This window comes from Blastococcus sp. SYSU DS1021 (genome assembly GCF_054050995.1).
This window is the reverse complement of the sequence record NZ_JBJHAL010000002.1, coordinates 57,732-84,034: the sequence shown is the minus strand read 5'-3', so window position 1 is coordinate 84,034 and position 26,303 is coordinate 57,732. Positions and strand designations below refer to the sequence as shown.

Sequence of the window (26,303 nt, the reverse complement as noted above, 5' to 3'; positions counted from 1 at the left end):
GGCCGCTGCCTCGGCAGCGGCCCGGGGCATCTCTTCCTAGGGGACGCGCCGGGTTCCCGGGCTGTGCCGTGACGGGGTCGCCGGCCTCACCGGCGTCAGCACCGACTACTGCACACGGCTGGAACAGGGCCGCGAGCGGCCCCCTTCGCCGCAGCTCCTCGATGCGTTCGCACGCGCCTGGACCTCAACTTCGAGCAACGCCAGTACGCCTAGGGTGGGATTGTGGGGGCCTCCCTCCCGCACACCGGTCCGGGCAAGCTCGCCGCATGACCGCCCTCGACAGCCTCCGGCTCCTGCTCGACGCAGCGAACGCCGAGGACACCGAGGGGTTCCTGGGTTCCTTCGCCGCCGACGCCGTCGTGGACGACGACGGCCGCCTCTTCCAGGGGCTGCTGCAGATCGCGGAGTGGAACCTGCGCACCGTCATCGGTGTGCGCGCCCGCTTCCACGTGCTGGGGATCACCGAGGTGCCCGGTGGCGCGGCAGCCGACGTGGAGATCGGTGGTGGAGGCCGCAACGGCCGCGGCCGCCTGACGGCGCAACTGCAGGGCGGGGAGATCCAGGTCCTCACCCTGCGCCCGCAGGTGGGCGGATGACCGCCCTGCCCGTGCCCCCGCCCACCGGTGCGGCACCGGACGCGCGCCCGGTGCTCGTCAGCGTGGACGACGACCCGGCGGTGGGCCGCGCCATCACCCGGGACCTGCGTCGGCGCTACTCCGGGACCTACCGCGTCCTGCGCACCGGCTCGGGCGCGGAGGCCCTCGATGTGCTCGAGAAGCTCGCGCTGCGCGGGGACCGGGTTGCGCTCCTGCTCGCCGACCACCGCATGCCGGGCATGACGGGGGTGGACTTCCTCGAAAGATCCCTCGACCTGGCCCCCGACGCCAAGCGGGTCCTGCTGACGGCATACGCGGAGACCGACGCCGCGATCCGGGCGATCAACGACGTGGACCTCGACCGCTACCTCCTCAAGCCCTGGGACCCCCCGGAGGAACGGCTGTACCCGCCGCTGGACGAATTGCTCGCGCAGTGGACCGCCGAGGTCCGTCCGGGTGTCCCCGTCGCGGTCACCGTGGTGGGCCACCGGTGGTCGGCCCCGACGCAGCAGCTCCGCGAGTTCCTGACGCGCAATGGAGTCCCGTACCGGTACCACGACGTGCACGGCGCGGAGGCCGGGAGGCTCCTGCGCATCGCCTGCATCGACCCACGTGCAGAGCAGCTCCCGGTGGCGTTACTGCCGGACGGCGAGGTGGTCCCGGCGTGCCGGCCCGCCGACCTGGCGCGCCGGGTCGGGCTCTCGACGACGGCGGGCCTGCCCTTCTACGACGTCGTCGTCGTCGGTGGTGGCCCCGCCGGGCTCGGCGCAGCGGTGTACGCGGCCAGCGAGGGACTGCGGACCCTCCTGGTGGAGCGGTCCGCCACTGGCGGGCAGGCGGGGCAGAGCAGCCGGATCGAGAACTACCTCGGGTTCCCGCAAGGCGTCTCCGGTGCGGACCTCGCCGAGCGTGCCCGTCACCAGGCGCTGAGGTTCGGGGTGGAGATCCTGACGACGGTGGAGTGCACCGGTGTCGAGGCCCACGGCGAGGGCCGTACCGTGCAGTTCGCCGACGGTTCCACCGTCGCCTGCCACGCCGTGGTGCTGGCCACCGGGGTGTCCTACACGTCGTTGCCGGCGCCCGGGATGGAGACGTTCCTCGGCAGGGGCGTCCACCAGGGCGCCGCCGCACACCAGGCGGCGGACTGTGCCGGGGAGACGGTGTACGTGGTGGGCGGGGCGAACTCCGCCGGGCAGGCGGCGCTGCACTTCGCCCGGCACGCCGGGCGCGTGGTGCTCCTCGTCCGTGGCAGCTCACTGCGCAGGAGCATGAGCGAGTACCTCGTGCAGCGGATCGAGGTGTCGGAGCGCATCGAGGTGCGCACCGGTACGGAGATCACCCGAGCCGAGGGCGGCGAGCACCTGGAGCGGCTGCACCTGCGCTGCAACGCGACCGGTGTGGTGGAGGCCGTCCCCGCCTCGTGGCTGTTCGTGTACATCGGCGCCGCTCCCCGCACGGAGTGGCTGGGGGAGGCCTTCGCGCGCGACCCGAAGGGGTTCCTCCTGACGGGTCCGGAGCTGCTGGGCGCACAGGGACGTCCGCCGGCGGGCTGGACGCCGGACCGGCAGCCGTACCTGCTGGAGTCGAGCGTGCCGGGGGTTTTCGTCGCCGGCGACGCACGGGCGGCGTCCGTGAAACGGGTGGCCTCCGCCGTCGGCGAGGGCGCCCTCGCCGTGAACCTCGTCCACCGGTACCTGGGGGACCTGTGAGCGGCCACTCCACCGTCACGGTGGAAGAGCTGCGGACGCTGTTCCTGTTCGAGGAACTCGCCGAGGACCAGCTGCGCTGGCTGGCCCGGCGCGGTGACCGCCGGACGTACCCGACCGGCGCGCTGGTCTTCTGCGAGGGCGACCCCGCCGACCACCTGCACGTGCTCCTCGACGGCGGGGTGCGCCTGTCGCAGCGAGCCGCGGGCCAGGAGGTGACGATCAGCGCGACCACCCAGCGCGGCGCCTACGGCGGGGCCATGCGCGCGTTCGTCCCCGGGGCCGAGCGGACGTACGTGCAGACCATGCGCACCACGGTGGCGAGCAGCTTCTTCCGGTTGCCCGCAGCGGACTTCGCCGCGTTCGTGCGCGCGCACATGCCCATGGCGGTGCACCTGCTGGACGGCCTGTTCGCTGGTGTGCGCGCCAGCGAGGCGACCGTACGGCGCCGCGAGCACCTGGCGAGCCTCGGCGCCCTGTCCGCGGGACTAGCACACGAGTTGAACAACCCCGCCACCGCCGCCGTGCGCGCCGCGGACCAGTTGCGTCGGCACGTCGACGCGCTGCGCCGCCACCCCCTCCTGCTGGTTAGGGCCGGAGCCGACACTACGAGCCTCCAGCGGCTGCACGAGCTGCACGAGGCGGTCCGGGCCACCGGGGGGAGGGCCAGCACGGGCGCCCTCGGGCGGGCCGACGAGGAGGACGCGGCGCGCGATCTCCTCGCTGCCGCCGGGGCCACGGAGCCCGACGAGGCCGCCGGCGTACTCGTCGCGGCCGGGCTGGACGCTCGGCGCGTCCACGGCATCGTCGAGGAGCTCGATGGCGGTCCCGGCGCGCGCGCACTGGACTGGCTGGTGGACGCGCTGGCCGCGGAGTCGCTGCTGGACGACATCGCCTCGTCCACGGGGGCGATCTCGGCGCTCGTCGCGTCGGTGAAGCGGTACGCCCACCCCGGCGGTCCGACGGCCCACGAGGTCGACGTGCACGAGGGTCTGGAGAACACCGTCACGATGCTGGGTCACAAGCTCGCCGGCATCTCCGTGCGGCGCGACTACGACGCCGAGCTGCCGAGGGTGACCGCGTACGGGGCCGAGCTGAACCAGGTGTGGACGAACCTCCTCGACAACGCCGCCGACGCCCTCGCTGGCAGCGGCTCCGTGCTGCTGCGCACCCGCGCTGCGGATGGCGAGGTGCAGGTGCAGGTGACCGACGACGGACCGGGGATCCCGGAGGACGTCGTCCCTCGGCTGTTCGACGCCTTCTACACCACCAAGCCGCCCGGGGCCGGCAGCGGGCTCGGGCTCGACAGCGCACGGCGGATCGTCGAGGACCACCATGACGGAACGCTGCTCGTCAGCAGCGGACCACAGGGCACGACGTTCACCGTCACCCTGCCGGTCGACCGGCGGCTGCCATGACGCGCAGGACCGACGAGAGCGGGGAGGACGGATGAGCGGGACCGGCGGTGGGTGCCCTCACCTGGACGACATCGACCTGGGGGTGACCCCCAGCGCGCCGGGCTGCGAGGACTGCCTGCGCTCCGGTGGGCGGTGGGTGCACCTGCGGATGTGCGCCAGTTGTGGGCACATCGGATGCTGCGATTCCTCCCCGAACCGGCACGCGACCGCGCACGCCGACGGTACCGGCCACCCCCTCGTGCGGTCGTTCGAACCGGGCGAGGAATGGTTCTGGTGCTATCCGGACCGGATCGCCTTCGAGCTGCGCGGGGCACCCCCGGCGCCCTCACACCTGTAGGCACCGCACACCCGGAAGGCAACCCGCACAGGACGGAGCCGACCGGGCATCACCGTGACCGACAACGCCGAGATGCACCGTACGAGGGCTGTGACCGGCGCGACGACCGAACTCCGCTTTCCGCCGACGCTGATCGCACGCAAATGGCGAACCGATCGTTCGATCCACCTCAACGCCTAGCGGGGTCGGCGTCCTGCGGCAAGCCCCGGGAAAGCCCAGGCGGTCAAGCCCGGTGGCGTGGTGTGTGACGGCTACCGCGTGATCTTCATGTTGGTCAGGCGCTGAGCGCCGGGATGGTCATCTCCTCGGTGCTGTCGTCGGTGTCAGGGACGGGGCGCACTCGGCAGCGGGCGAGGACGTCGAGGCCGAGGTAGCGGCGGCCTTCGGCCCAATCGTCGTGCTGCTCGGCGAGGACGGCGCCGGCCAGGCGGATCACCGAGTCGCGGTCGGGGAAGATGCCGACCACGTCGGTGCGCCGGCGGATCTCCCGGTTGAGCCGCTCGGAGGGGTTGTTGCTCCAGATCTCCCGCCAGACCTCCATGGGGAAGGCGGTGAAGGCGAGCACGTCGGCTCGGGCGGCCTCGAGGTGCTCGGCGACCTTGGGCAGCGTATGCGCCGTCAAAGATCGCCGAGGTCTCCGTCGCCGCTGCCGGAGACGCTGCCGTCGCCCACATCGTTGAGATGCTCGCATCGGTCCGACCGGCTGATGGTTCAGCCGCGGCAGGTGCGTCCTAGTCGTCGTCCTCGCTACTGGCGCCATGCCTCGGCGCCTAGGCGTGCCCCAGGCAGCGGCCAAGAGCGGACGTCAGCGGTCAACAAGGGGCGGATCACTGAGGCGCAAAAGTGGCGCCGATGCCGAGTTGAGCTGGACAGACGGGTATACGAGCTGGTCAGTGCCTGGAGCGGGTGACCGGGATCGAACCGGCATGGCCAGCTTGGAAGGCGGGATCCTCCGACGGTGTCTGCGCTGATCAGGGGCCTGTATGGGGCTCCGCATCAGTGCTCGTGACCCACACATGACCCAGCGTCTCGGCGTGACCCACGCGTGACCCACCGCGGCAGGTGGATGCTCGTGCGGCGCTCGACAACGTTCGCCCTGAAGGCGGCTTACGAGTCATTGGCCGCCCATCCCGCAGAGGTGATTGACACGCCTGTCACCGGCTACTGAACAGGTTCCTCGACGACTTGGCTTCGCAAGGAATCACCCCCGCCACTGCGGAGTCCAGCCAGCCTCGCGCCCCGAGCGGCCTAAGTGGGTCGTCACCTGATAGGGGGGACCGCGCCGTCCCACCCACGGGATCTGGACCATAAGGGGCGGGATCTACTATCAGGGTGTGATGCGGAGCTCACGCAGTGACAAAACGTAGCGGACGAGCTTGAGGTCCGTCCGACTTCTCGGCGCGTCGCTCCTGGCGGCACTGACTAGGGCGCTACGCATCTTGCTGTGCCACGGGAGGAAGCAGACCGCACGAGGCTCTCGTCCGGCCCTGTCGCTGCGCCTGCGAAGCAAGGATTCTCTCAGTTCGTCACCCGAGTACTTGAGCAACTCAGTCTAAGCGCTTGGCTTCCGGCTGCCATGCTCGTCGGCAGTCTAGTCGTACTACTTCAACTTCATTCAAGAAGCGATCGCAACTTAGCTTCCGCAGTTCGCGACCTTATCGAGCAACCGTTCGGCCTAATAGTTCTTGCGCTCTTCGCGCTCGTCCTAGCGACCATGATCACGCAGGCGTTCGAGTTTGAGATTATTCGACTGCTGGAGGGTTACTGGGGAAACAGCGTCGCGTTACGTCCTCTTGCCCGCGTTCTCATCGGCCGCCAACACCGCGCATTTGATCGACGTATTGAACAACGGGACACTTTGACGTTGAAGGCGTTCAGGTCTGCAAAGCTGATCGAGCGAGGAATACTCGCCGGGGAGAAGCGCTACCTCGTTGATTTGATTGAAAAGGAGCTAGAGGGAGATTCGAGTACCGCCAGGAAGGGTTGGCGTGCCAGGCGCATAGCCCGCGAGGCGGCGCGGTTCGACTGGCGTCCTTATGCCGCCGCCCAACTGGTACGGCGCCTCGATGCAGTCGAGGCGGCAATAGCGGAGTATCCCGAGCCACACCGACTCCTCCCCACGCGCCTAGGCAACATTCTGCGGGCCTCCGAGGACGCGAGATTAGGCGCGGGCGAGACGGAGCTGGAGGGCGCGGTCATCCGTCGCTGGGAGAGCCTGCCAGATTCATTGCAACAAGAACACGACCAGTACAGAACGCGACTGGACATGTACTGCAGTCTCGTTTTCGTCTATGGGGTGCTTGCAGTCATCTCACCCCTACTGCTAACACGTGGCCAAGAATACGCATGGTGGACCGCCGGGACATCGGTTGGTTACCTTGCCATGTCATATGTCAGCTATTCGGCTGCGATAGCAAGCGCGCGGGGGTACGGCGTCATCCTGCGAATCATCGCAGATGTCAGCGAGGGTCTTGACCAGTCAGGCTCGCGGTTATCGTGGAGAAGGACTCTGTGACTGTGAGCGGAAATCCTGGCATAAGGATAGATGTCAAACTTGCTTCATCGGAACCTTGTGCTTCGGGCAGATGGGTACCGAAGTTGCCTGCTTCTTCGCAGTGCAGCCAGGGGCCGGGCACCGCCAGGCGACCGGCCGGCGTTCACTACGGCCTGGGACTCGTCGGCCCACCACTCGTCGAGTGTGTCCTCGTCCCGGGAAGCCGTCAATCGGCGCTGCAGCGCGACACTCCAGGAGCCTGGCTCCAGGGTACTTCTCGGACCAGCACCAACGCCCGCTGGCTGTCCCTTAGTGGGCCGCGCAGGGACACCGCAAGGCTGCTGCCCGCGCCACAGCGGCAGGACGCAAGTTGGCGGCCGGAGCATCAGTCGTCCAGCTTCGGATCGTCGTCTGATGACTCGCTGGCTGCGCCCAGCATGGCGTCGAGGGCACGGGCGATCTCGGCGTCGCGGTCGTCAGCGGCGTGCTGGTAGAGCAGCGCGGCGGCAGGGGAGGAGTGGCCGAGCCGGCGCATGAGCTCCTTGGTCGTCGCACCGGTGGCCGCGGCCAGTGTTGCGCCGGTGTGGCGGAGCTCGTGTGGTCGGACCGCAGGTAGGCCGATGGCGTCAGCGGCGCGGCGGAAGGTCGAGTTCCAGTTGCTGCGGGCGAGGTAGCTGCCGGAACTGGTGGAGAACAGGAGGGCGTCCGGAGAAGCGGCGACGTGCTTCTCCAGGTGGTCCTCCAGTACGGCCGCGACTGCAGCCGGCAGCGTCACGGTGCGACGCCCGGCGTCGGTCTTGGGATCGCCGACCACCCACTCGCTGCCGACGCGTCGCACCGAGCGCTCGACACGGCGGCGGCCGCCGGACAAGACGTCGGACCGGCGCAGAGCAGTCGCCTCTCCGAACCGGAGGCCGCCGAAGGCCAGGACGAGCACCAGTGGCCGGTAGCGCTCGGTTCTCCGGTCGCGCCCCAGTTGCTCGGCCAGCTGCAGGGCTTCGGTCGCGGTGAGCGCGCGGGAGGGGCGGGACACCTTGGGGGTGCCCGCACCACGCAGACGGCACGGGTTCGACGCGATGACCTCGTCGGCCACGGCGACATTAAGCATGGCGCGCAAGAGCCGGTACGACTGCGCCAGGGCCGTCGGGCCCGTCGTCCGGCCGGCCTTCGCGTGCCACGAGCGGACGGCGGCCGGCGTGACCTCGTCGACGAGCACGTCCCCCCATGCCTCGGCGAGGTGGTGACGCCACAGCCCCGCGTAGAGAACCCGCGTGCTCGCGCGGAGATCGTTGCGAGCGAGGTAGTCCTCGGCGTAGTCCCCGACCGTCCTGCGGCTGGCGGCCGAGCCCGCCACGTCTTGCGGAGGAGGTCCGTCTGCTGGGTGGCGAGCCAGGCCCAGGCGTCGGCCCTGGTGCTGAAGACCTTGGCATGGCGCCGACCGTCCGGCCCGCGATACCGGCCACGGAAGCGACCGCTCGGAAGCTCGTCGACGGTGCCGAACGTCCGCTTGGTCACGTCGTGACCCTGGCGGGCGGATCAGTGGGCGTCTTCGCCGATCACCGCTGGCTGGGGACGCGTCCCCTGTCCACAAGGGCGTCTAGCGTCGCGCGCTCCAGGCGCACATACTTGCCGACTTTGACGTAGCTGATCCGGCGCTCGGTGATCAGCCGGCGGATGAACCGTTCACCGGTGCCCAGGTACTCCCCGGCTTCAGCAACGCTCAGCAGCGGACCGCCGGGGGAGTGCCGCTCTTGGATCATCCGGTGCGCCGTCATGACGAAAGCCTCTGCACCAGCCTCCGGTCAGCCTCCAGCGCGTGCCGACCTGCGAGGGCGACGCCGCGGAGTCATGACCGGGGGTCAGCGCGGGCGAGTCCCGGGTCGTCCGAGCCGCACTTCTGCAGCCACCCGACCGGGCGAGTTCTGTTCGGGAACTACCGCATGCCCGCTTAGCGTGAGCCGCCGACCACGAAAAGGAGCAAGCGGTGAGCATGGTGGAACGTCAGGCCCGGCGAGCCCTGGAGCGCGAGCTGCTTCCCGGTGAGGTCGTCCGCGGGTTCACCTTGTGCGAGTACGACAATGGCCGGCCCACTCTGCAGGCGTTCGCCGGACGGGCGCGCAGCAAGGGCTATTTCGCGATCACCGACGACCGCCTGTTCCTCATCCCCCTGCGGGTTCGGGACCTTGTGGAATTCAACTTCGTCGACATCGAGAAGGTGATCCTGCCCGTCGACGAGCTCTTGACAGTCTCCTTCGGGCGCGGCCTCGTGCTCGGCATGACGTTGAACGACCCGCGGCTAGGTCGGGCGGTCATGGACCGTTTCCAGCAGTTGCTCGCGGCGGGGCGGGAGACGTTCAACGGAGTGTTCCGGACACCGGACTTCGAGCAGCGAGTCGGCGAGGAGATGCACAAGCACCTGGCCGCGGGCATGGCCCGGGACGAGGCGGTACGCCATGTCATCTACCGCGTGATGGACTTGATTCGGGGATTCGGTGCGGACAAGCACACGGTGGCCGCGGCGGCGCATGCGGCCGCGGCGATCGCGGAGGCTTACCCCGCCGCGGGCCAGCCTGTAACGCCGTAGTCGGCTCACCCACACGCGGGGACGAGCCCGGCCACGGGTGCGCCCGCACAGCATCGGACACCAGCCCCGTGTCCCACAAGCCGCCCTTAGGGACACCCGCATCAAGCCGCGCCGACGCGTACAGGCGCCGCCCTGTGACCGCTCCGTCGGCCACTGGAGGAGCCACGAGACCAAGTGGGACACACCTCTTGCATTTGCGGTAATAGGGGCCGCCCCGTCGCCATCGACGAGGTGCTCGCGGGCGTCACCGGCGAGGCTCGACGTCTTGCTGCCCGTCGCGATCTTCGAGTGGCTTTCGTAGTGAGTGCCCGCCGGTGACGTCTCCGGGGGTCCGGGCGGTTGACGCCTGATAGGAGCCTGGGCTGCGGCAGCCCGCAAATGCATGCGCTGCGCCCGGACACCCGGTGGTCGCGAGTTCGACCAAGGTTGCAAGGAGTCGCGTGCTCGCCGGAATCGACACCCACAAGGACACCCTCGCCGTCGCCGTGATCGACCCTGCGGGGCGACCGGTCGTGGTCCGCGACCTGACCAACCCTGAGGCCGGCTTCGATGCCCTCGAGGAACTCCTGGACAAGCACCAGGTGCGCCGGGTCGGCATCGAGGGCTCGGGCAACTACGGCCGCGGCGCCGCGGTCCGGCGTGCTGGCCGGCGTACCCGAGGTCGTGGAGGTGCCTTCCAGCCTCACCTCGCGGGAACGCACCGGCCGGCCCGGGCAGGGCAAGACCGACCCGGGTGACGCGGTCGCGATCGCCCGCATCACCGCCCGCGAGACCGGCCTACCTCCGGTGCGCCTCGCCGTCGGCCAGGCCGCGGACCTGCGAGCCTTGGCCGACTACCGGGCCCAGCTGGTCGCCGAGCGCACCGCGCTGGCCAGCCGCACGCACGCCGAGCTGCACGGCCTGCTGCCCGGCTACCACGCCCGGATCCCTCGGCTGACCGGGCCGACGTTCATCGCTGCCGCGCAGGACCTGCTCGACGGTGACACCAGCGTGCGCGCGCAACTGACCCGCCGGCGGCTGGTCCGGCTGCCCGAGCTGACTGCAGAGATTCAGGAGGTCACTGGACTCATCACGGCTGCGGTCGAGCAGGTGAAGACCGGCCTCACCGACGTCTACGGCCTCGGGCCGGTCAGCGTGGCCACCATCCTGGGAGAGGTCGCCGACGTGCGCCGCTACCGCTCGAGGCACGCCTTCGCCGCCGCCAACGGCACCGCGCCCATCCCGGCCTCGTCGGGCCGGACCACCCGGCATCGGCTCAACCGGTCGGGCAGCCGCACGCTCAACCGCGTGCTCTACATGATCGCGATTACGCAGATCCGCGCCGATACCGAAGGACGCGCCTACTACCAGCGCAAACGCGCCGATGGGAAAACCAACCGGGAAGCCCTGCGCTGCCTCAAGCGACGCCTGTCCGACCTGATCTACAAGACCCTGCACACGGACCTCGCCACGCAGGGTGGCGGTGAGTGCGGCAGCGGCAAACGGGACGCGTCTCTACGGCCTCAGCCAGCTGCGCGACAGGCTTCCAGTCCCGAACCTGCTCTTCGCTCCGGCCAGTCCACCGCACCCACCGCGAGCCAGAACCTACGCCCCCGACGACCCGTCCTCACAGGTGTTGACACATAGGAGCTCACTCAGGCCGGCTGGCACGGTGCGGTGCATCGACGACGGTCGTCGGCGACCCGACGGTCGGCCCCGATCGATCCGGACGCTGCCGCAAGGCAAGAGATGTGCCGATTCGTGATCTTGGTAGGACAGGGAGATCTTCAGTGGCTGGGCTCGTGGCGCGTCGGGGATAGCGGGCCGGATTACGTGCGGCTACGAGGCCGCTCACGTGCGGCGGTCGTGTCAAGAAGACCTCTTGGCCGGTCGGCGTGGCAGATTGGCGGCGATGGTTACGGTGCTGCCTGGCCCGGTGTTCGACTCGTATTGGCGGTTCGCGGCCGAACGGCACGAGCTCTATCTGCGGCGGCTGCGGGGTGAGGCTCCGCCGTGGACCGACGATGCAGTCTTGGCGTCGTGGCGGTTCACCAACGTCTACCGGGCCGCCGATCGCGTCAGTCAGTACCTTCTCCGAGACGTCATCTACTCAGGTGACCAGAATCGGGACGAGGTCGTCTTCAGGGTCCTGTTGTTCAAGTGGTTCAACCGGATCAGCACTTGGGAGCTGCTCACCGATCGGCTCGGCCCACTCCGTCTGGCCACGTTCGATCCCATGGCAGCTGAGCGCGTGCTCGATCAGGCTCGCGCCTCGGGTGGCCGCATCTACTCGGCCGCGTACATCGTTCCCCCGGTTCCGGGTGAGCCCGGACCCAAGCACGCCGGGCATCTCAGGCTGACGATGACGATGCTCGAAGCTGGGTTGGGAGACCACCTGGTCGCGGCGGGATCTCTCGAGGAGGTCTACCGGTCGTTCACCGCCTGGCCTGGCGTCGGTGCGTTCCTCGGGTACCAGATGGCGATCGATCTGAACTACTCCGCGGTCATCGATCATGACGAGGATGACTTCGTTGTCGCCGGACCAGGGGCCTTAGACGGCCTGGCCAAGGCGTGGCCCGGAGCGGATCTGCGGCAGGCAGCCGACCTAATCCGGTTGACCGCGCGGCGACAGGACGAGCACTTCGCTCGCCTAGGCTTGCGTTTTCCCGGCTTGTTCGGTCGGCGGCTGAAGCTGATCGACTGCCAAAACCTCTACTGCGAGATCAGCAAGTACTCCCGGGTTGCCCATCCGGAGGCCGTAGGAGTCGCCGGCCGTACCCGTATCAAGCAGGCATACCGGACGCGGCCCTTGCCGCAGCCCTTGCCGCGTCCGTTCTTCCCCCCGAAGTGGCGGCTTCAAGTGCCGGATTCCTACGGGATATCGCCGAATACGGAGCCGGAGACCCTGACGCTGGACTTCCCGCAGCCTGCCGAGCCGCCGGTGCGAGGTCGCTAGGCCGAAAATCAAACGGCGGGTGAGGACGACCGGCCAAAACGGTGAGCGCTCCGGGCTGGTCACTGGATCCCTGGCGGCGGCCTCTTGTGGTAGGTGAGCGATCGAGCGTCGAGGTCGACGACCAGGAAGCCGCCGGGACCGGACGCGAGCGATCGCATCGCCGAGAAGCCCTCGGTGATCGCCCGCCGCCACAGCCACGCCGGCATCCGGTCGACTTCCAGGTCTTCGAGCACCGTCCGGAGCATGTCCACCGTGTCCTCGTCGACCGACCGCTCGGCGAGGAATCCCTGCGAGTTCGCCGCCCGCTTGGCCAGCACGGCGGCCATTCCCTCTTCGGCGAAGATGGCGCGTGCCCCGTCCTCGTTCTCATCGATGAGGGAGTTGCTGCGCCGCTTGAGCCGCAGCAGCATGCGCATCAGCGGTGACCAACCCATGACGGCCAAAAACCCGAGGTGGATGGCATCGTGGAAGCGATAGTCGTCGACCCGATGGGAGTTGTCGGTTAGCGCGTCGCCCAACGATTGCGGCAGGTCGAAGCCCTGCGCCTTACCTTCGCGGCCGGTGTCGACCGGACCGTCGGGGAAGGCGTTGGGCTCGGCGGCCAGCAGCGTGAGAGCCACCTTGGCACGGCCGTACACGTGCTGCTGCTGGAAGCGAATCACCAGCCGGCGGGGGAAGCGCTCCTGGTCGGGATAGCCCTCATCCAGGATCGGCAGGTCGGCGGGCAACTCGGCCAGCGCCAAGCGCTCGAGGTGGCGTCCCTCCGCACGGACCGCACTCTCCTCGAGCACCTTCTCAAGGTCGATCTGGGAGTGGTGAGCGACCGTGGCCGCGTACCAGAGCAGGTCACCGAGCTCCACGGCCAGGAACTCCGGGTCGGTGGCCGCCGGGTCGCGGTCGCGGTACGCCTTCTTCTGCGCGACGAGGAGGGTGCCGGCTTCGCCGGCGAGGCCCAGCATCGGGACGCCGAGGGCGAGCGGGTCGACTCCGTCCTTGGCGTCCTCGTCGGTAACGGCGGCCAGTTCCTGGTAGGTGCCGGCATCGACCGGCCCCTCGGGGACGGCTGGCGCCGCCGGCAGCCGCCGGTCCTTGGCGCGGCGGCGGATCTTGGCGATGTTGGCGCGGGCGATGTCGTCGAGGGACAGGCTGTTGACCGTTGCCATCACCGCGACGTGGCGAAGCAGGTCACCCAGTTCGCGGACCACCAGCGCGGTGCTTGCACCGAAGTCGAGCGCGTCCTGCAGGTAGCGGCTGTGCGCCTGGAGCAGCGCGCCGGCGTGTGCGCCGATCCCCAGGAGGGAGGTGAGAGCGTCTCCGTCGTCCGCCGTGGCGATGCGGGCCTGGTAATCGTTGAGCCGCACGGCGGGCTCCCGTCTTTGTCCGAGCCGACCGGCGAGGCGGCGACTCCGCCCGAGGAGAGGCGGGGCGGGGCGAGGGTACGGCGCGGGGCCGACGATCTGCCCGCGCCGGGGCAGGCAGGCGACGGGCGGCCGTCGGCCCCGGGCCCGCTGGTCACCAGTCGCGAGGATCGGCCTGCAGCCCCTGCTCCAGGTCGCCGCAGACCCAGTCGATGACCGCATCGCGCATATTGTCTGGGAATCGCACCCGGTAGGACTGCCGGCCATGCACGAGGTCCATGCCGTAGCCGTGGCGGAGGTCGTGCGGGATCACCGGCCCGCTGCCGCCGTAGTAGACGAACTGGCGGGCGACGAGGACGGCGTCGGCCTTGGTGTCGCGCGTAACGTGCCCAGGGTTAGGGCTGCCGTCCTCGAAGCTGTGCCGGGAGTTCTCCTGCACCCAGCCGCCGTCGGGGCCGCGGTGGTAGATGTTGTCGCCGTAGACGTACTTGAGGCTGCCGCGAAGGTTCGGCCGCTTTCGGTGGAAGCGGGGATCGGTCCAGTAGGCGTCGAAGCCCAGGGTCTCTTCCACGCGCATGGCGTAAACCAGTCGGTCGCCAAGTCCCTGCTCCCTCGACCCGGTGCCCACGATCCAGTCTCCGACCTGCGCCTTGGCGCGGATGTCCTGCTTACAGGTGGCCAGGGTGCACCAGCCGTGGAAACGGGTTCGGGGCGAAGCCGATGTCGTAGCGGACGACGTAGCTGTAGAGGCGCACCGGCGGTCAGCAGCCGATGCGGTTGACCGCGTAGGCGCCGCGCGGGGAGCCGTCCGGGTCCTCCCAGTTGTCCGTTCCGTCGAGCGCATCGACGATCTTCTCGCCGTTCCAGGAGACGACGGCGTCGGCATGCCGCTGCAGCGGCTCGGGCAGCTCGCAGCCGGCGGCGTCGGGGGCCCACACGCCGATGATCCGCTTGTCGTCCTGCTTGTTGGCGTACTCGATCTCCCAGTCGACCCACTCATGGTCCTTGGTTTTCGGGGAGACGATGACGATGATCTTCCCGGCCCACCGGATGCGTTCGGCCAGGATCGACTTGATGTAGTCGGGGTCATTGGCCTGGTTGGGCTTGGCCGCGTTGATCGACGAGTCCCGCACGTCCGCGCCATAGCGGGCCACCAGGTCCTTCAGTTTCGCGATCAGCGCGTCGTCCTCGTGGCGGTGGCTGATGAACACGTTGTGCTGGTCCGACACGAACACTCCCATCTCTCCACACCGACGGTAACTCGTACCGGTGACAGTCCAAGCGTCGCCGACGTCGGGATCGCTGGCTACAGTCACCTCGTGCCGCTGCCGCCGATCCTGGAGGTGTACGTCCTCTGGCATCCCGACGACGGCCTGGGCGACGAGGTGGCTGGCTGGCTGGCGAAGCACTTCCACGGCCCGGCCTACGCCGGCCTGGCCGGCGGCGCCGTGGAGGTCTACCTGCGCAGCGTCGGCTGGGAGGCCCAGTCGGCACCACCCCGGCCGCTGCCGTTCATGCAGCCGCTGCCGGCCGGCCTGCCGGCCGCGCAGATCACCGCGGTGGTTCCGGTGCTCGGCACCGGCCTGGCGCGGGCGGTGCGGGACGACCCGGACTGGCGGACGTATATGGAGGAGGTATTCGCCTCCGACCGTGCACGTCCTGACGACGAGGCCCATCTCGGCACGCTGGTCGGGGTGTACCCGCTGCGTGACCCGAGAGCTGACCTCACCGGCAGCATCCTGGCCGGGTTGGCTGGCAGGCAGCAGGCTCTTCCGCGGGAAGCGGCTGACAACCCGGCGATGCTGGCACGTGAGCTGTCCCAGGCTATCGCCCAGCGCTTGGACACCGGTTCCGGCGAGTCCGGGCCGGGACCGGGTGCGCCCGGTGAGCGGATCACCGTCTTCGTCAGCCACACCAAGCACCACACGGTCAGCCAGCGGGAGGACGGCCCCCAGCTGCTAGAGCAAGTCCGTGACGTCCTGCGCCACACCCGGCTCGGCGAGTTCTTTGACGCACAGGACCTGCAGACGGGGTCTGAGTGGGAGCGGGCACTGGACGCCGCCGCAGGCAGGAGCGCGCTGCTTATGGTCCGGACGGACCTGTACTCCGGGCGTGAATGGACCCAGCGGGAAGTGCTGGCCGCAAAGCGCGGAGACCTCCCCGTGGTGGCGCTCTTCGCAGTCCGGGAACAGGAGGACCGGGGCTCCTTTCTTATGGATCACGTCCCCGTGATCCCCTGTCACCCCGACGACGCGCAGACGGCGATCGAACGAGCACTGAACCGGCTGGTGGATGAGTCGCTCAAGCGCGCACTGTGGCGACAGCAGTCGGTGTACCTGCGCGGGGATGGCTTCGACTGGTTGCCCAGTCATGCCCCCGAACCGGTCACCGTCGTCCCTTGGCTGCGTCGCCACCGTGACGAGGACAGCGCCGATCGGCACGTGTGGATCATGCACCCGGATCCGCCGTTGGGTCCGCGGGAAACCGACGTGATCGTCGAGCTCTGCGCCCTTGCCGGGTTCACCGAGGACGTCGACATACTCACCCCCCGCACCTTCGCGAACCGCGGCGGCACGATCCGGCCATGAGCGATCCCACGCTGGTGCCAGTAGGAGCCCTCTCCGGCTTGGACATCGGCATCTCCGTTTCGGACAGCGCCGACCTCGGCCGTCTGGGGCTGACCCCGCAACACTGCGCCCTCGCGATCGCAGAACTGGCTCGAGCCATCCTGTTGGCCGGAGGCAGCTTGACCTACGGCGGCCGCATCCAGCCGGAGGGGTTCACCCAGATCCTCGTGGATGAGGTACGCCGGTATGCTGACGGGCGCAACGCCCTAACCATCTGTCTTGCGGAGACCGAGCATCGCAAGCTCACCGACGAGCAGCTCGACGCTATCGACGGTCGCCTCGGCACCGCCGCCACGCTCGACTGCCTGGACGCCGAGGGCAGGAAGATCCAGCCGCGGCATCGGCCTCGGACACAGGACATCGTCGATCCCGCGCAGGCGCTGACGGCCCTCCGCCGACACATCACCGCCCGCACCGACGCTCGCGTGGTGGTTGGGGGGCGGCTCGCCGGCCACCAGGGTGCGATGCCCGGAGTCATCGAAGAGGCGCTGCTGTCCATGCAGAGCGGTCGACCGCTTTACGTCGCGGCAGGCTTCGGCGGAGCCGCCGCCGCCATCGCCCGAGCCCTTGGTCGCGATGTGCCCGACTGGGCACCGCCAAACTTCCCCGAAGGTGCGGACGCAGCATCAGCCGCTCTTCAGCAGATAGCGGAGGTCACCGCGGACGCGGTCCCAACCGAGGATGGCCTGGAAGACGCCGAACGTCACCAACTCGCCGTAACGCACCGTCCCGGCGATATCGCCACACTGGTTGTCCTGGGTCTCGCGCGTCTACAGGGGCGGACATAAGCGTGGCGTTAGGTAGCAACGATCTGTTCGGCCTTTACCCACTGGCGACGCCGGGGGACGTTGGGAATCCCATGCTCACAGTTGTGAGGGCTAGCAACTGCAGCGTAATCTGCTAGATAGCAGGCGTTGTCTGCCTCGCTTGCCACAGGAACCTGCCTGCTGAAATGCTCGCAGCATAAGCGGCTCGGCGGGCTCCTTTAAGAACATCGCCGAGGATCTCGTGCGCCCTCTGCCTACAGTGTTCACTTCAAGTGTTACGGTGAGCTTGCGGACGACCATTCGCCCATCTTAAATGGATGCATCCTCAGCCCGAGGCGGGGCACTGAGTGGTCGACAGCCCGCCGCTCACGGCAGAAGTCGCTGTGGCCTCCCGGGTAGTCGGGGGGGGGTCCCCGATCGGGCTTTGATGAGCCACGCGGCCGCGCGTCCAATTACGTGCGGTAACCGAGTGGGCACCACTACGGATGCGACGGCGTACAGACTGGCCTGTGTTGAGGAATCTCAGTGCTGCGACATCTGCGCCGGCCGGTTTCCGCCGTTAGCCTTGCCCTCGACCGTGGGGGCGAGTGCCAAGGTGGCAAGGGTTGTCGAGTTCTCAGCGGCGATGGCCCATTCGATCCGTTCGACAAAGCGAAGGAATGCAGCTTCACCCGCAAGACTGCGATACGGCCCCGCGGCGGCCAAAAACATGTGCTTCTCCCGGTCGAGGTATTGCTCCGTGTAGCGGTAGTTCTCCCACTGTTCCCGGAGCCTTAGCATCCCATCGAGGGCCAGGGTCACGAGGGTAATTAGGCTGACGAGGATTGCCGCCATGTCTGCTCTCTGGTCCGGTAACGCAATGAGCGCGGGTACCACGGCCCCAGAGGCCAGACCAGCGACCCGCAGCCGGAGATACCACTTCTTGCATTTCCGCGCGCGATTGTCGTACCACCCGCGGTACTGCTCGACCCGGTCGCGAACGTAGTCGCGAACCCTCACGTCATCCGACACGGACCCTCCGGTCACTTCTCGATGCCCTCCGCGACAGCCGCCGCATCGTAGGCTGGACGCGGAGGTGCGAGCCTCCCACGCGATGCGGTCAGGGGGAGGGCCTCATGCGGCAGGATCCGTATTGCTTTGTGTTGATGCCGTTCGGGAAAAGGTCCGATCCTGCAGGCGGGGCGGCGATCGACTTCGACGCGATCTACCGAGATGCTCTTTTGCCGGCCATCGAATCCGTCGGAATGCAGGCATATCGGGACGACATGACGGCCATTGGCGGGATTGTGCAGAAGCAGATATACGAGGCGCTGCTTTTGTCGCAGTATGCGATCGCGGATCTGACCCTGGAGAACGCGAACGTATTTTACGAGTTGGGTGTGCGGCACGCCGTCCGACCGGCCAGCACCCTTACCATCACGGCGCGTCCGGACGCCGTCCCCTTCGACGTTCGCCATCTGCGGACCCTGCGTTACCACTTGGATAAGCACAATGCGCTCACGGATGTATTGGCCCGGCAGTTGCGGGATGGTGTTAGCCAGGAGCTGCGAGAAGTCCAGCAGCGGGTCGCCGCCCGGCCCACCTTCGCCGACAGTCCTCTCTTTCAGTTGGTCGAGGGGTGGCGTCCTCAGCAGCCGGAGAGCCTTAAGACCGACCTGTTCGCGGAACGGGTGGCCTACAACGAGGACATCAAACGGCGACTGTCCCGGGCGCGCGCGGCAGCCCTTCGGGCCCCCGACAACCGGCAGTCCGTGCTGACCGACGTCTTCACTCTCCATGAGGGGCTCAGGCCTTTGGAAGGAGCCGAGGCGGGATCCCTGGTGGACCTCCTCCTGACCTATCGAGCCCTTGAAGAATGGGACGTGATGATTGCGCTGGTCGAGGAGATGCCCGGCCACCTTCGGGAACGTGCCCTCGTTCAGGAGCAGTTGGCATTCGCTCTCAATCGCCGTGCCTCTCGCACCGGCGAGGCGGACAGAGACGAAGCCCTGGCCGTCTTGCTGGCGTTGCATGAGCAGAACCGCAGCAGCAGCGAGACGTTCGGGCTGATGGGGCGGATCCATAAGGACCGCTGGCGTTCGGCCCGCGACCCCGATCAGCGGCGCATGCACCTGGAGCAGGCCATTCGGGCGTATGAGTACGGGTTCCAGATGGATCCGCGCGATCCCTACCCCGGCATTAACGCCGCAACGCTGATGCGCGCTATTGGGATCACTCAAGAAGAGCCGCGGCTGGCCAGGTTGCTGTGCGTCGTCGAGTATGCGGTCGAGCGGCTCGTGGTCACGGAACGGCCCACGTACTGGACCTTCGCCTCCCTGATGGAACTGGCGGTGCTGCGAGGCGACTATGGCGCGGCGGAGGAACAACTGCGCCGAGCGCTGGCTGTCGTCCGGGAATCCTGGGAGCCGGCCACCACCTTGGAGAACCTCGCGGACCTCCTTGAGTCCGGAGCAATGGGCCGGGCTGACGTCGGGTCGGTGAACGACCTGATCGGCCGCTTGCGCCGTGCCTCGGATCAATAGCCCCGCCTCGCATGGCCCTACTAGGCCTGGATGCCGGTGGCGCTGTGCGAGTGCAGGCGTGCTATTCCAGGGCTGACCGGACGCGCCGGTGGAACACCGCAGAGTCGAGCGACGCGGGCCGGCTGAACCCAGTAGAACCTCAGCGCGCTCCGCGCTGCGTCCGGTACGTGGCTCTCGCCGCGCGAGCGGCTGCCCGCCAGTTGCCGACGTGATAACCCAGGTATGCCCCAATGGCACCGCCGATCGCAAAGGCCGTGATTACGACTTCCGACACACTGCGCTCCACTCGTGAGTCATCTCAGGCGTCGCACCCGACTGTGCTGTATCCGGTTGCGCCAGGCCGGCGCCACGCGGGAGTGGTCGGGGTCGCCCCGAACGTCGGGCGTGGCGGATGCTCTGCGTTAGGGTGCGCGTACCGCTGCAAACGCGGTCATGCCGCAGCCCGGCAGTTGGTTGGGTCTCGAGTCCGCCAGCTCTGAGACCCGTAGGTATCGCCGGGCGGATCGCAGCTTGGCGGCGAGTTCGAACTCACCGCGTGACCAGCTTGTGGTCACGCAGCCCCCCGAGAGGTGAAGGAGGGCTGCGCCCAGGCCGTATAGGCCGCCTTGGCGTGACCAATCCATGACCAATGGGGCGGAAAACAGGGGTCGCCAAAGGGGTCAAACGGGCCGTTCGGCGGCTTCTCCAGAAGGTCTGGCAGGCGGCCTGACCTGCACTTATTCGTGGAGCGGGTGACCGGGATCGAACCGGCATGGCCAGCTTGGAAGGCTGGGGCTCTACCATTGAGCTACACCCGCGGAGGTGCCAGGACAGCGTAGCTCCCCCGGAGACCCGCCTGGTGACCGCACCCGCCGCCACCGCGGCGTCCGGCACCGCCCCGTTGCTGAGACTTCCCGATGGGTTCAGCAGACCTCTCCCCGCAGGCCGCCGAATAGGTGCTCGGCTTCCAGCACGCTGCCGGGTATGCGCATAGCGATCGTGACGGAGTCCTTCCTCCCGCAGGTCAACGGCGTCACGAACTCGGTCGTGCGGGTGTGCGAGCAGCTCCGCCGGGGTGGGCAGCAGGCGCTGGTCGTCGCGCCGGGCCCCGGCCCGACGGAGTGGGCCGGGTTCCCGGTCGTCAGGACGCCGTCCTGCTCCGTCCCCGGCTATCGCGGCTTCCGGGTCGCGCTGCCCTTCCCCGCGATGGCCGCCACCTTCCGGGCCTTCCGGCCGGACGTCGTCCATCTCGCCTCCCCGGCGGTGCTGGGGGCGCAGGGGGCGAGCGCGGCTGTGCAGCTCGGCATCCCCTCCATCGCCGTCTACCAGACCGACCTGGCCGCGTACGCCGGCCGTTACCGGCTCGGGGTCGCCGAGCCGGCTGTCTGGCGGCGGCTCGCCAGGGTGCACGCGTCCGCCTCCCGGACCCTGGCGCCGAGCCGGGCCGCGGTGCGCCAGCTCGAGGAGCACGGTGTTCCCCGCGTCGCGCGGTGGGCGCGCGGTGTCGACCTCGAGCGCTTCGCACCGTCCCGTCGCGACCCGGAGCTGCACCGCGCCTGGGCGCCGGAGGGCGAGCTCGTCGTCGGCTACGTCGGCCGGCTGGCACACGAGAAGGAGGTCGGCCTGCTGGACGCGCTCCAGGGCGTTCCCGGCATCCGCCTGGTCGTGGTCGGCGACGGGCCGCAACGGCGGCAGCTGGAGCGCCGGCTCGGCAGGGCTGTCTTCACCGGCCTGCTGTCGGGCGGCGACCTGGCGGCCGCCTTCGCCTCCCTCGACGTCTTCGTCCACACCGGCTCCCACGAGACCTTCTGCCAGGCCGCTCAGGAGGCCCTGGCCAGCGGGCTGCCGATCGTGGCCCCGGCCGCCGGCGGGCTGCTCGACCTCGTGCAGCCGGGTGAGAACGGTCTGCTCTTCGACCCCGGGGACGCGGCCGGCCTGGCCGACCGCGTCCTGGCCCTGCGGGACGACCCGGACCTCCGCGACCGCATGGGCCGTCAGGCCCGGCGGTCGGTGCAGGGGCGCACCTGGGAGGCGGTGACCGGAGAGCTCCTCCGGCACTACCGCGACGTGATCGACGAAGTCCGCGGCACCGAGCAGCGGGACGCCGCGTGAGGATCGTCCAGGTCGCCAACTTCGTCACCCCCACCTCCGGCGGGCTCCGCACCACCCTGCGCCACCTGGCCGAGGGCTACGCGGACCACGGGCACGAGGTGGTGCAGGTCGTGCCCGGCGACGCCGCCGCCGAGACGGCCACCCCGTGGGGCCGCCGGCTGACGTTGCGGGCGCCGTTGGTCGGGGGCACGGGCTACCGACTGCTGGTCGACCTGGCCGCCGTCCGCCGGGTGCTCGAGCGGGTGGCGCCCGACGCGGTGGAGGTGCACGACCGGACGACGCTGCGCGGCCTCGGCCGCTGGGCCCGCGCCCGGGGCGTGCCCTCGCTCGTCGTCAGTCACGAGCGGCTGGACCGCTGGCTCGGCCAGTGGCTGCCCGCCCCGCTGCGGCTGGACGCCCTGGCCGATCGCTCCAACGCCCGGCTGGTGCGGACCTTCGACACGGTCGTCTGCACGACGGAGTGGGCGGCCGAGGAGTTCGTCCGCCTCCGCGCCCCGCGGCTGGAGGTCATCCCGCTCGCCGTCGACCACGCGACCTTCCCCGCCCGCACGTCACCGCGACCCGGTCGCCGGCCGCACGACCCGGTCGCGCTCGTCCTTGCCAGCCGGCTCTCGCGGGAGAAGCACCCCGCGGTGGCGGTCGCGACCCTGCGCGAGCTGCTCGCGCGGGGGATCCCGGCGCGGCTCACCGTCGCGGGGGACGGGCCGATGCGGCGCGACCTCGAGGCGGCGACGCGGGACCTGCCGGTCGAGTGGCTCGGCTTCGTGCCCGACCGGGCCCGGCTCGCCGGTCTGCTGGCGGACGCCGATGTCGCGCTCGCCCCCGGGCCGATCGAGACCTTCGGGCTGGCGGCCCTCGAGGCGCTCGCCTGCGGCACACCGGTCGTGGCGGACGGTCGCTCCGCGCTGCCCGGCGTGGTGGGCGGGCCGGGACGCGCCGGGGTGGGTCCCGCGGCCCTCGCCGGCGCCGTCCAGGAGTTGCTCGCCGTTCCCGAGGACGTCCGGCGGACGGCGGCCCGTGCCCGGGCGGAGGAGTTCTCCTGGGAGCGGACGGTCCGCGGCTTCCTCGCCGTCCACGACGGCACGCGGGTCGGTGTGCCGTGACCGTGGTGACCGCGCTGGGCGACAGCTTCACCTGCGGCGAGGGCGTCGGCGTCCGGGTGGACCCCGACGCCACGTGGGTGGCGCTGCTGGCCGGGGCGTTCCCCGACGGCCGGCTGGTCCGGCTGGCCGAGCCGGGAGCGCGGGTCGCCGACGTCCGCGACCGCCAGCTGCCGCTGGTCCCGGGCCGGGTCGACGTCGCCACCGTCCTGGTCGGCCTCAACGACGTCGGCCGGTCCGGCTTCGACGCCGGGCGCGCCGCGGCCGACCTGCTCACCGTGGTCGCCGCGCTGCGGGAGCGGGCGGGCACCGTCGTCGTCGGCCGGCTGCACGACGCCGTCTCGCTGCTGCCGCTCCCGGCGCGGATCGCGGCCGCGTGCCGGCTGCGGCTCGCGGCGGTGAACGGTGCCGTCGACCGGGCGGCCGCGCTGGACGGGGTGCACGTGGTGGACCTCGGTGCGGTGCCGGTGCTGGCCGACCCCGGCGGCTGGTCGGTCGACCGCATCCACCCGAGCCCCGCCGGGCACCGCGGCATGGCGATGGCCGCCGCGGAGGCCCTCCGGGGCGCCGGGCTCCCCGTGGGCCCGATCGGCGAGGGGGAGACGCCCCGCGGGGCCTCGCGTCGTGCCCGGGCCTGGTGGGCGGCCCGGCACGGGGTGCCCTACGCCGCCACGCACCTGGGCGACATCGGCAGGCCGCTGGCCTCAGCGATGCTCCGCCGCGGCTGATCCGGCCCAGGTCTGCGCGGCCAGCCACCGGTGCGTGACAGCGCGGCCGGCCTCGAGCAGCTCGGCGGACCGGGTGGCGTCGCGCGGGCCCTCCGGCAGCACCGGGAGCAGCCCGGCCGCCCACGCGTCGGCGATGTGCGGGACCACGTGCACGCGCGGGTCGTCCAGCGCCTCGCGGACGGCCGCCCGGTTGGCCACGGTCCGCGCCACGGTGAACGCCTCCAGGACGGTGCCCAGGGCGCCGATGGCCCCCTCGACCGGCGGGACGTACGGCGCCAGGTCCGGGTCCACGGGGACGCCGCACGCCTGCCCGGCGAGCACCTCCGAGGTGGCGGCGCACACGTCCGTGCGGCCGGTCACCGGGGACAGCCCGCAGTCGAGGACGAGCACCCGGTCGCCGGGGCGGGCCCGCTCCAGCGCCGCCCCCACGGGAACCCCGTCGAGGATGCCGGCGTCGACGTGCCGGTGGCCGTCGCCCAGCCGGACCGGGCGGAACAGCCCGGGGAGCGCGCAGCTCGCGACCACCACGTCCTCGACGGCCCCCGCGTCGTGCCGGCGGGCGGCCGCGCAGTCCAGGCACGTCGTGGTCACGGTGACCGGGACGGCCAGATCGGCGACGTCGCGAACGGGCACCGCTCCGGCGAGGAGCCGGCGCAGCGGGCGGGCGTCCAGCAGCGCGCCCTCGCGGCGGACCGACCGGGCGACGCCGCGGACCCGTGCCGGCCAGGTGGGCCGGAGCAGCTGCGCGGCCACCGGCCCGGTCCACCACTCGGCCAGCTCGCGCGCCCGGGGAGCGTCCGGTCGGGCGGCGAGGAAGACGGCGTTGAGCGCGCCGACGGAGCTGCCGTGGAACTCGTCCGGCCGGATGCCGGCGTCGAACAGGGCCAGGAGGCCGCCGGCCTGGAAGGCTCCCATCGCGGCGCCGCCACCGAGGACGACGTGGGTGCGGGGAGGCATCGGACCATGGTGCCCCATCGGCGCCGTCCTCTCGTACTTCCGGGTGATCACGGGGGGCGTCCGGGCTCGTACGGTGACCGGCGTGAACGCCCTGCTGCGCTCGGTCTGGCGCGAGCCGAGGCCGCCGGACGCCCCCGCCCGGAGCTGGCGGGACTGGCTGCTGGCCGCCCTCGTCCCGGTCGCCGCCGTGCTCGAGGGGCTGCTCCGGCCCGACCTGCCCTCCCGCTGGCTGCAGGTCGCCGTCCTCTGCGCGCTCGCCCCGCTCCTGCTCTGGCGCCGCACGCAGCCGGTGCCCGTGCTCATCGCCTGGTTCGGCGTGCTGGCCGTGCTCGCCGCCGGCACCGGCGACCCCGACGGCGTGTACACCGCCGCGTTCGGGCTGCTGCTGCCGTACGCGGTCGTGCGCTGGGGCTCGGGCGCCCAGGCGCTGGCCGGGCTCGCCGTCCTGCTGGCCGGCGCCGTCGTCTCGCTGATCCTCGGCTCGGCCACACCTGGCGACGCCATCGGCGGCGCCGCCGTCCTGCTCTCCTCGTTGGCTCTCGGCGCGGCCGCCCGCTTCCGGGCGCGTGCCCGGGCCCGCGAGCTCGACCAGGTCGCCTCGCGCGAACGGGAGCACCTCGCCCGCGACCTGCACGACACCGTCGCCCACCACGTCTCGGCGATCGCCGTCCGCGCGCAGGCCGGCCTGGCCACCGCGGCCACGCGCCCGGAGGCCGCGGTCGACGCGCTCGAGCTCATCGAGAAGGAGGCGGCCACCACCCTCGCCGAGATGCGAGGCATGGTCCGCGCGCTCCGCCGCGACGGGCCCGCCGAGCTCGCGCCCACCCCGGGGCTCGCCGACCTGGCCCCCCTTGCCGACGGGAACGGCCTGCCCGTCGACGTCCAGGTGACCGGCGACGCGGACGCCGTCGCCCCGTCCGTGGCGGCCGCCGTCTACCGCCTGACCCAGGAGTCGGTCACCAACGCGCGCCGGCACGCCCGGCGCGCCACCCGCGTCGACGTCCGGGTGATCGTCGACGATGCCCGGGTGAACCTGCTGGTCAGCGACGACGGCGACGGCGCGCCCGCGCCGGGCGCCCCCGGGTTCGGCCTGCGCGGCATGGCCGAGCGCGTCTCCCTGCTCGGCGGCACCTTCGACGCCGGCCCAAGGCCCGACGGCGGCTGGACCGTCCGCGCCGAGCTGCCCCGGCGGGGGCCCGCGTGACCGTGCGGGTGCTCGTCGCCGACGACCAGGAAATCGTGCGCACCGGCCTGCGGATGATCCTCGACGCCCAGCCCGGCATCGAGGTCGTCGGCGAGGCCGCGGACGGCGCGGCGGCCGTCGACCTGGCCCGCCGGCTGCGCCCCGACGTCTGCCTGCTCGACATCCGCATGCCCGGCACCGACGGCCTCGAGGCCACCCGCCGGCTCGCCGGCCCGGACGTTCCCGATCCGATCCCCGTCGTCGTCATCACGACCTTCGACCTCGACGAGTACGTCTACGCCGCGCTGCGCGCCGGCGCCCGGGGTTTCCTGCTCAAGGACGCCGGGCCCGACCTGCTGTCCCAGGCCGTGCACGCCGCCGCCCGCGGGGACGCGCTGATCGCCCCGAGCGTCACCGCCCGGCTGCTCGACGCCTTCGCCGGCGCCGGCCCCGCCGCCTCGCCCGCCCAGCCGATCGACCCGCTCACCGACCGGGAGGAGGAGGTCCTCTCCGCCGTCGCGCGCGGCCGGTCGAACGACGAGATCGCCCGCGAGCTGCACATCACGCTGAGCACGGTGAAGACGCACGTCGGCAGCCTCATGGCGAAGCTCGGCGTCCGGAACCGGGTGGAGATCGCGATCTGGGCGTACGAGACGCGGCGCGTGCCGCGCCGGTAGACCGGCCGGCGGCTCTGTCGGCGAGCGTCACTTGCGCGTTTGCGCAAGCGCGACCGCAGTCTTCGCGTGCATCGAGCTGTGACCGCGTGCGTGAGAACGCTGCCTCGGGGCGGCGCCAGATGGCATCGGCTGCCGTCTCAGCCCCGGCAGGAGCCCGCCGCATGGCGCCACCTCGGTGACCCGGGCCGGTCTGCGAGCCGGTGCGGGAGAACGGCTTCCTGCG

Annotated in this window: 24 protein-coding genes, 1 tRNA gene and 2 pseudogenes; 17 read left to right on the top strand and 10 right to left on the bottom strand. The window is 70.6% G+C overall.

Features of this window, described 5'->3' with window-relative positions; all coding sequences use genetic code 11:
• The first annotated feature begins 266 nt into the window (after window positions 1-266).
• The 4 genes from ACI8AP_RS01980 to ACI8AP_RS01965 are packed head-to-tail and all read left to right on the top strand — an operon-like array spanning window position 267 to window position 4,057.
• A complete protein-coding gene (locus ACI8AP_RS01980; RefSeq protein WP_456587643.1) occupies window positions 267-596 on the top strand; it encodes a hypothetical protein in 330 nt (109 codons plus the stop codon).
• Window positions 593-2,305, top strand: a complete 1,713-nt coding sequence (locus ACI8AP_RS01975) for an FAD-dependent oxidoreductase (protein WP_456587642.1) — start codon at window positions 593-595, stop codon at window positions 2,303-2,305. The genes ACI8AP_RS01980 and ACI8AP_RS01975 overlap by 4 nt, the downstream gene beginning before the upstream one ends.
• The gene (locus tag ACI8AP_RS01970) at window positions 2,302-3,720 is read left to right on the top strand and encodes an ATP-binding protein (protein ID WP_456587641.1); all 1,419 of its coding nucleotides are present in this window, start codon (window positions 2,302-2,304) and stop codon (window positions 3,718-3,720) included. The genes ACI8AP_RS01975 and ACI8AP_RS01970 overlap by 4 nt, the downstream gene beginning before the upstream one ends.
• The gene (locus ACI8AP_RS01965) at window positions 3,638-4,057 is read left to right on the top strand and encodes a UBP-type zinc finger domain-containing protein (protein WP_456587640.1); all 420 of its coding nucleotides are present in this window, start codon (window positions 3,638-3,640) and stop codon (window positions 4,055-4,057) included. The genes ACI8AP_RS01970 and ACI8AP_RS01965 overlap by 83 nt, the downstream gene beginning before the upstream one ends.
• A gap of 274 nt (window positions 4,058-4,331) precedes the next feature.
• Here the strand turns inward: ACI8AP_RS01965 and ACI8AP_RS01960 are convergent.
• Window positions 4,332-4,664 (bottom strand): annotated as a pseudogene (locus tag ACI8AP_RS01960) (transposase); the annotation flags it as partial.
• Between the two features lie 969 nt (window positions 4,665-5,633).
• Between ACI8AP_RS01960 and ACI8AP_RS01955 the strand changes: the two are divergent.
• Entirely contained in the window at window positions 5,634-6,572 is a 939-nt protein-coding gene (locus ACI8AP_RS01955) for a hypothetical protein (protein WP_456587639.1), read from the top strand.
• A gap of 364 nt (window positions 6,573-6,936) precedes the next feature.
• Here the strand turns inward: ACI8AP_RS01955 and ACI8AP_RS01950 are convergent, their stop codons facing one another.
• Window positions 6,937-7,905 carry a site-specific integrase gene (locus tag ACI8AP_RS01950; RefSeq protein WP_456587638.1) on the bottom strand — a complete coding sequence of 323 codons (969 nt, stop codon included), beginning with the start codon at window positions 7,903-7,905 and terminating at the stop codon, window positions 6,937-6,939.
• Between the two features lie 202 nt (window positions 7,906-8,107).
• A complete protein-coding gene (locus ACI8AP_RS01945; protein ID WP_456587637.1) occupies window positions 8,108-8,326 on the bottom strand; it encodes an excisionase family DNA-binding protein in 219 nt (72 codons plus the stop codon).
• Window positions 8,327-8,535: 209 nt separating this feature from the next.
• On the opposite strand from ACI8AP_RS01945, the gene ACI8AP_RS01940 reads away from it, so the two are divergent.
• The 4 genes from ACI8AP_RS01940 (at window position 8,536) to ACI8AP_RS01925 (ending at window position 12,070) form a co-directional block, all read left to right on the top strand.
• Complete coding sequence (locus ACI8AP_RS01940) at window positions 8,536-9,135, top strand: hypothetical protein (RefSeq protein WP_456587636.1); 600 nt, start codon at window positions 8,536-8,538, stop codon at window positions 9,133-9,135.
• Window positions 9,136-9,575: 440 nt separating this feature from the next.
• The gene (locus tag ACI8AP_RS01935) at window positions 9,576-9,872 is read left to right on the top strand and encodes an IS110 family transposase (protein ID WP_456587635.1); all 297 of its coding nucleotides are present in this window, start codon (window positions 9,576-9,578) and stop codon (window positions 9,870-9,872) included.
• Window positions 9,805-10,761, top strand: a complete 957-nt coding sequence (locus ACI8AP_RS01930; RefSeq protein WP_456587634.1) for a transposase — start codon at window positions 9,805-9,807, stop codon at window positions 10,759-10,761. The genes ACI8AP_RS01935 and ACI8AP_RS01930 overlap by 68 nt, the downstream gene beginning before the upstream one ends.
• 265 nt (window positions 10,762-11,026) lie before the next feature.
• Window positions 11,027-12,070 carry a nucleotide kinase domain-containing protein gene (locus ACI8AP_RS01925; protein WP_456587633.1) on the top strand — a complete coding sequence of 348 codons (1,044 nt, stop codon included), beginning with the start codon at window positions 11,027-11,029 and terminating at the stop codon, window positions 12,068-12,070.
• Between the two features lie 59 nt (window positions 12,071-12,129).
• On the opposite strand, the gene ACI8AP_RS01920 is transcribed toward ACI8AP_RS01925, so the two are convergent.
• The 4 genes and pseudogenes from ACI8AP_RS01920 to ACI8AP_RS01905 all read right to left on the bottom strand — a co-directional run bounded on the left by ACI8AP_RS01920 (window position 12,130) and on the right by ACI8AP_RS01905 (window position 14,657).
• Window positions 12,130-13,431 carry a hypothetical protein gene (locus ACI8AP_RS01920; protein ID WP_456587632.1) on the bottom strand — a complete coding sequence of 434 codons (1,302 nt, stop codon included), beginning with the start codon at window positions 13,429-13,431 and terminating at the stop codon, window positions 12,130-12,132.
• A gap of 151 nt (window positions 13,432-13,582) precedes the next feature.
• Window positions 13,583-14,119 (bottom strand): annotated as a pseudogene (locus ACI8AP_RS01915) (Nmad2 family putative nucleotide modification protein); the annotation flags it as partial.
• Window positions 14,097-14,183 (bottom strand): Nmad2 family putative nucleotide modification protein, encoded by an 87-nt coding sequence (locus ACI8AP_RS01910; RefSeq protein WP_456587810.1) that lies wholly within the window; start codon window positions 14,181-14,183, stop codon window positions 14,097-14,099. The pseudogene ACI8AP_RS01915 and the gene ACI8AP_RS01910, both read right to left, overlap by 23 nt.
• A gap of 6 nt (window positions 14,184-14,189) precedes the next feature.
• On the bottom strand, window positions 14,190-14,657 hold the full coding sequence (locus ACI8AP_RS01905; RefSeq protein ID WP_456587631.1) for a TIR domain-containing protein: 468 nt from the start codon (window positions 14,655-14,657) through the stop codon (window positions 14,190-14,192).
• A 90-nt stretch (window positions 14,658-14,747) separates the two neighbouring features.
• Between ACI8AP_RS01905 and ACI8AP_RS01900 the strand changes: the two genes are divergently transcribed.
• Window positions 14,748-16,016, top strand: a complete 1,269-nt coding sequence (locus ACI8AP_RS01900) for a toll/interleukin-1 receptor domain-containing protein (protein ID WP_456587630.1) — start codon at window positions 14,748-14,750, stop codon at window positions 16,014-16,016.
• Window positions 16,013-16,843 (top strand): hypothetical protein, encoded by an 831-nt coding sequence (locus ACI8AP_RS01895; protein WP_456587629.1) that lies wholly within the window; start codon window positions 16,013-16,015, stop codon window positions 16,841-16,843. Before ACI8AP_RS01900 ends, ACI8AP_RS01895 begins: the two co-directional genes overlap by 4 nt.
• A gap of 501 nt (window positions 16,844-17,344) precedes the next feature.
• Here ACI8AP_RS01895 and ACI8AP_RS01890 read toward each other — a convergent pair.
• Window positions 17,345-17,833, bottom strand: a complete 489-nt coding sequence (locus ACI8AP_RS01890) for a DUF4231 domain-containing protein (RefSeq protein ID WP_456587628.1) — start codon at window positions 17,831-17,833, stop codon at window positions 17,345-17,347.
• Between the two features lie 104 nt (window positions 17,834-17,937).
• Here ACI8AP_RS01890 and ACI8AP_RS01885 point away from each other — a divergent pair, with 104 nt between their 5' ends.
• The gene (locus tag ACI8AP_RS01885) at window positions 17,938-19,344 is read left to right on the top strand and encodes a TRAFs-binding domain-containing protein (RefSeq protein ID WP_456587627.1); all 1,407 of its coding nucleotides are present in this window, start codon (window positions 17,938-17,940) and stop codon (window positions 19,342-19,344) included.
• Between the two features lie 723 nt (window positions 19,345-20,067).
• Here the strand turns inward: ACI8AP_RS01885 and ACI8AP_RS01880 are convergent.
• Window positions 20,068-20,141 (bottom strand) — tRNA-Gly (locus tag ACI8AP_RS01880).
• Window positions 20,142-20,307: 166 nt separating this feature from the next.
• Between ACI8AP_RS01880 and ACI8AP_RS01875 the strand changes: the two genes are divergently transcribed.
• The 3 genes from ACI8AP_RS01875 to ACI8AP_RS01865 are packed head-to-tail and all read left to right on the top strand — an operon-like array spanning window position 20,308 to window position 23,263.
• Window positions 20,308-21,435: a glycosyltransferase family 4 protein gene (locus ACI8AP_RS01875; RefSeq protein WP_456587626.1), complete on the top strand. Its 1,128-nt coding sequence runs from the start codon at window positions 20,308-20,310 to the stop codon at window positions 21,433-21,435.
• A complete protein-coding gene (locus tag ACI8AP_RS01870; protein WP_456587625.1) occupies window positions 21,432-22,538 on the top strand; it encodes a glycosyltransferase in 1,107 nt (368 codons plus the stop codon). Before ACI8AP_RS01875 ends, ACI8AP_RS01870 begins: the two co-directional genes overlap by 4 nt.
• Entirely contained in the window at window positions 22,535-23,263 is a 729-nt protein-coding gene (locus ACI8AP_RS01865; RefSeq protein ID WP_456587624.1) for a GDSL-type esterase/lipase family protein, read from the top strand. Before ACI8AP_RS01870 ends, ACI8AP_RS01865 begins: the two co-directional genes overlap by 4 nt.
• Here ACI8AP_RS01865 and ACI8AP_RS01860 read toward each other — a convergent pair.
• A complete protein-coding gene (locus ACI8AP_RS01860; protein ID WP_456587623.1) occupies window positions 23,240-24,220 on the bottom strand; it encodes a patatin-like phospholipase family protein in 981 nt (326 codons plus the stop codon). The genes ACI8AP_RS01865 and ACI8AP_RS01860 overlap by 24 nt on opposite strands.
• Before the next feature lie 82 nt (window positions 24,221-24,302).
• Here ACI8AP_RS01860 and ACI8AP_RS01855 point away from each other — a divergent pair, with 82 nt between their 5' ends.
• Together ACI8AP_RS01855 and ACI8AP_RS01850 are read left to right on the top strand one after the other, a co-directional pair.
• Entirely contained in the window at window positions 24,303-25,424 is a 1,122-nt protein-coding gene (locus ACI8AP_RS01855) for a sensor histidine kinase (protein WP_456587622.1), read from the top strand.
• A complete protein-coding gene (locus ACI8AP_RS01850) occupies window positions 25,421-26,080 on the top strand; it encodes a response regulator (protein ID WP_456587621.1) in 660 nt (219 codons plus the stop codon). The genes ACI8AP_RS01855 and ACI8AP_RS01850 overlap by 4 nt, the downstream gene beginning before the upstream one ends.
• Window positions 26,081-26,303 lie beyond the last annotated feature (223 nt).

Bases quoted from the DNA above. Each gene is read 5' to 3' on its own strand.
- ACI8AP_RS01895 (WP_456587629.1), top strand. From the start codon at position 16,013: ATGAGCGATCCCACGCTGGTGCCAGTAGGAGCCCTCTCCGGCTTGGAC.
- ACI8AP_RS01955 (WP_456587639.1), top strand. From the start codon at position 5,634: ATGCTCGTCGGCAGTCTAGTCGTACTACTTCAACTTCATTCAAGAAGC.
- ACI8AP_RS01860 (WP_456587623.1), bottom strand. From the start codon at position 24,220: ATGCCTCCCCGCACCCACGTCGTCCTCGGTGGCGGCGCCGCGATGGGA.
- ACI8AP_RS01965 (WP_456587640.1), top strand. From the start codon at position 3,638: ATGACGGAACGCTGCTCGTCAGCAGCGGACCACAGGGCACGACGTTCA.
- ACI8AP_RS01945 (WP_456587637.1), bottom strand. From the start codon at position 8,326: ATGACGGCGCACCGGATGATCCAAGAGCGGCACTCCCCCGGCGGTCCG.
- ACI8AP_RS01875 (WP_456587626.1), top strand. From the start codon at position 20,308: ATGCGCATAGCGATCGTGACGGAGTCCTTCCTCCCGCAGGTCAACGGC.
- ACI8AP_RS01980 (WP_456587643.1), top strand. From the start codon at position 267: ATGACCGCCCTCGACAGCCTCCGGCTCCTGCTCGACGCAGCGAACGCC.
- ACI8AP_RS01925 (WP_456587633.1), top strand. From the start codon at position 11,027: ATGGTTACGGTGCTGCCTGGCCCGGTGTTCGACTCGTATTGGCGGTTC.
- ACI8AP_RS01975 (WP_456587642.1), top strand. From the start codon at position 593: ATGACCGCCCTGCCCGTGCCCCCGCCCACCGGTGCGGCACCGGACGCG.
- ACI8AP_RS01885 (WP_456587627.1), top strand. From the start codon at position 17,938: ATGCGGCAGGATCCGTATTGCTTTGTGTTGATGCCGTTCGGGAAAAGG.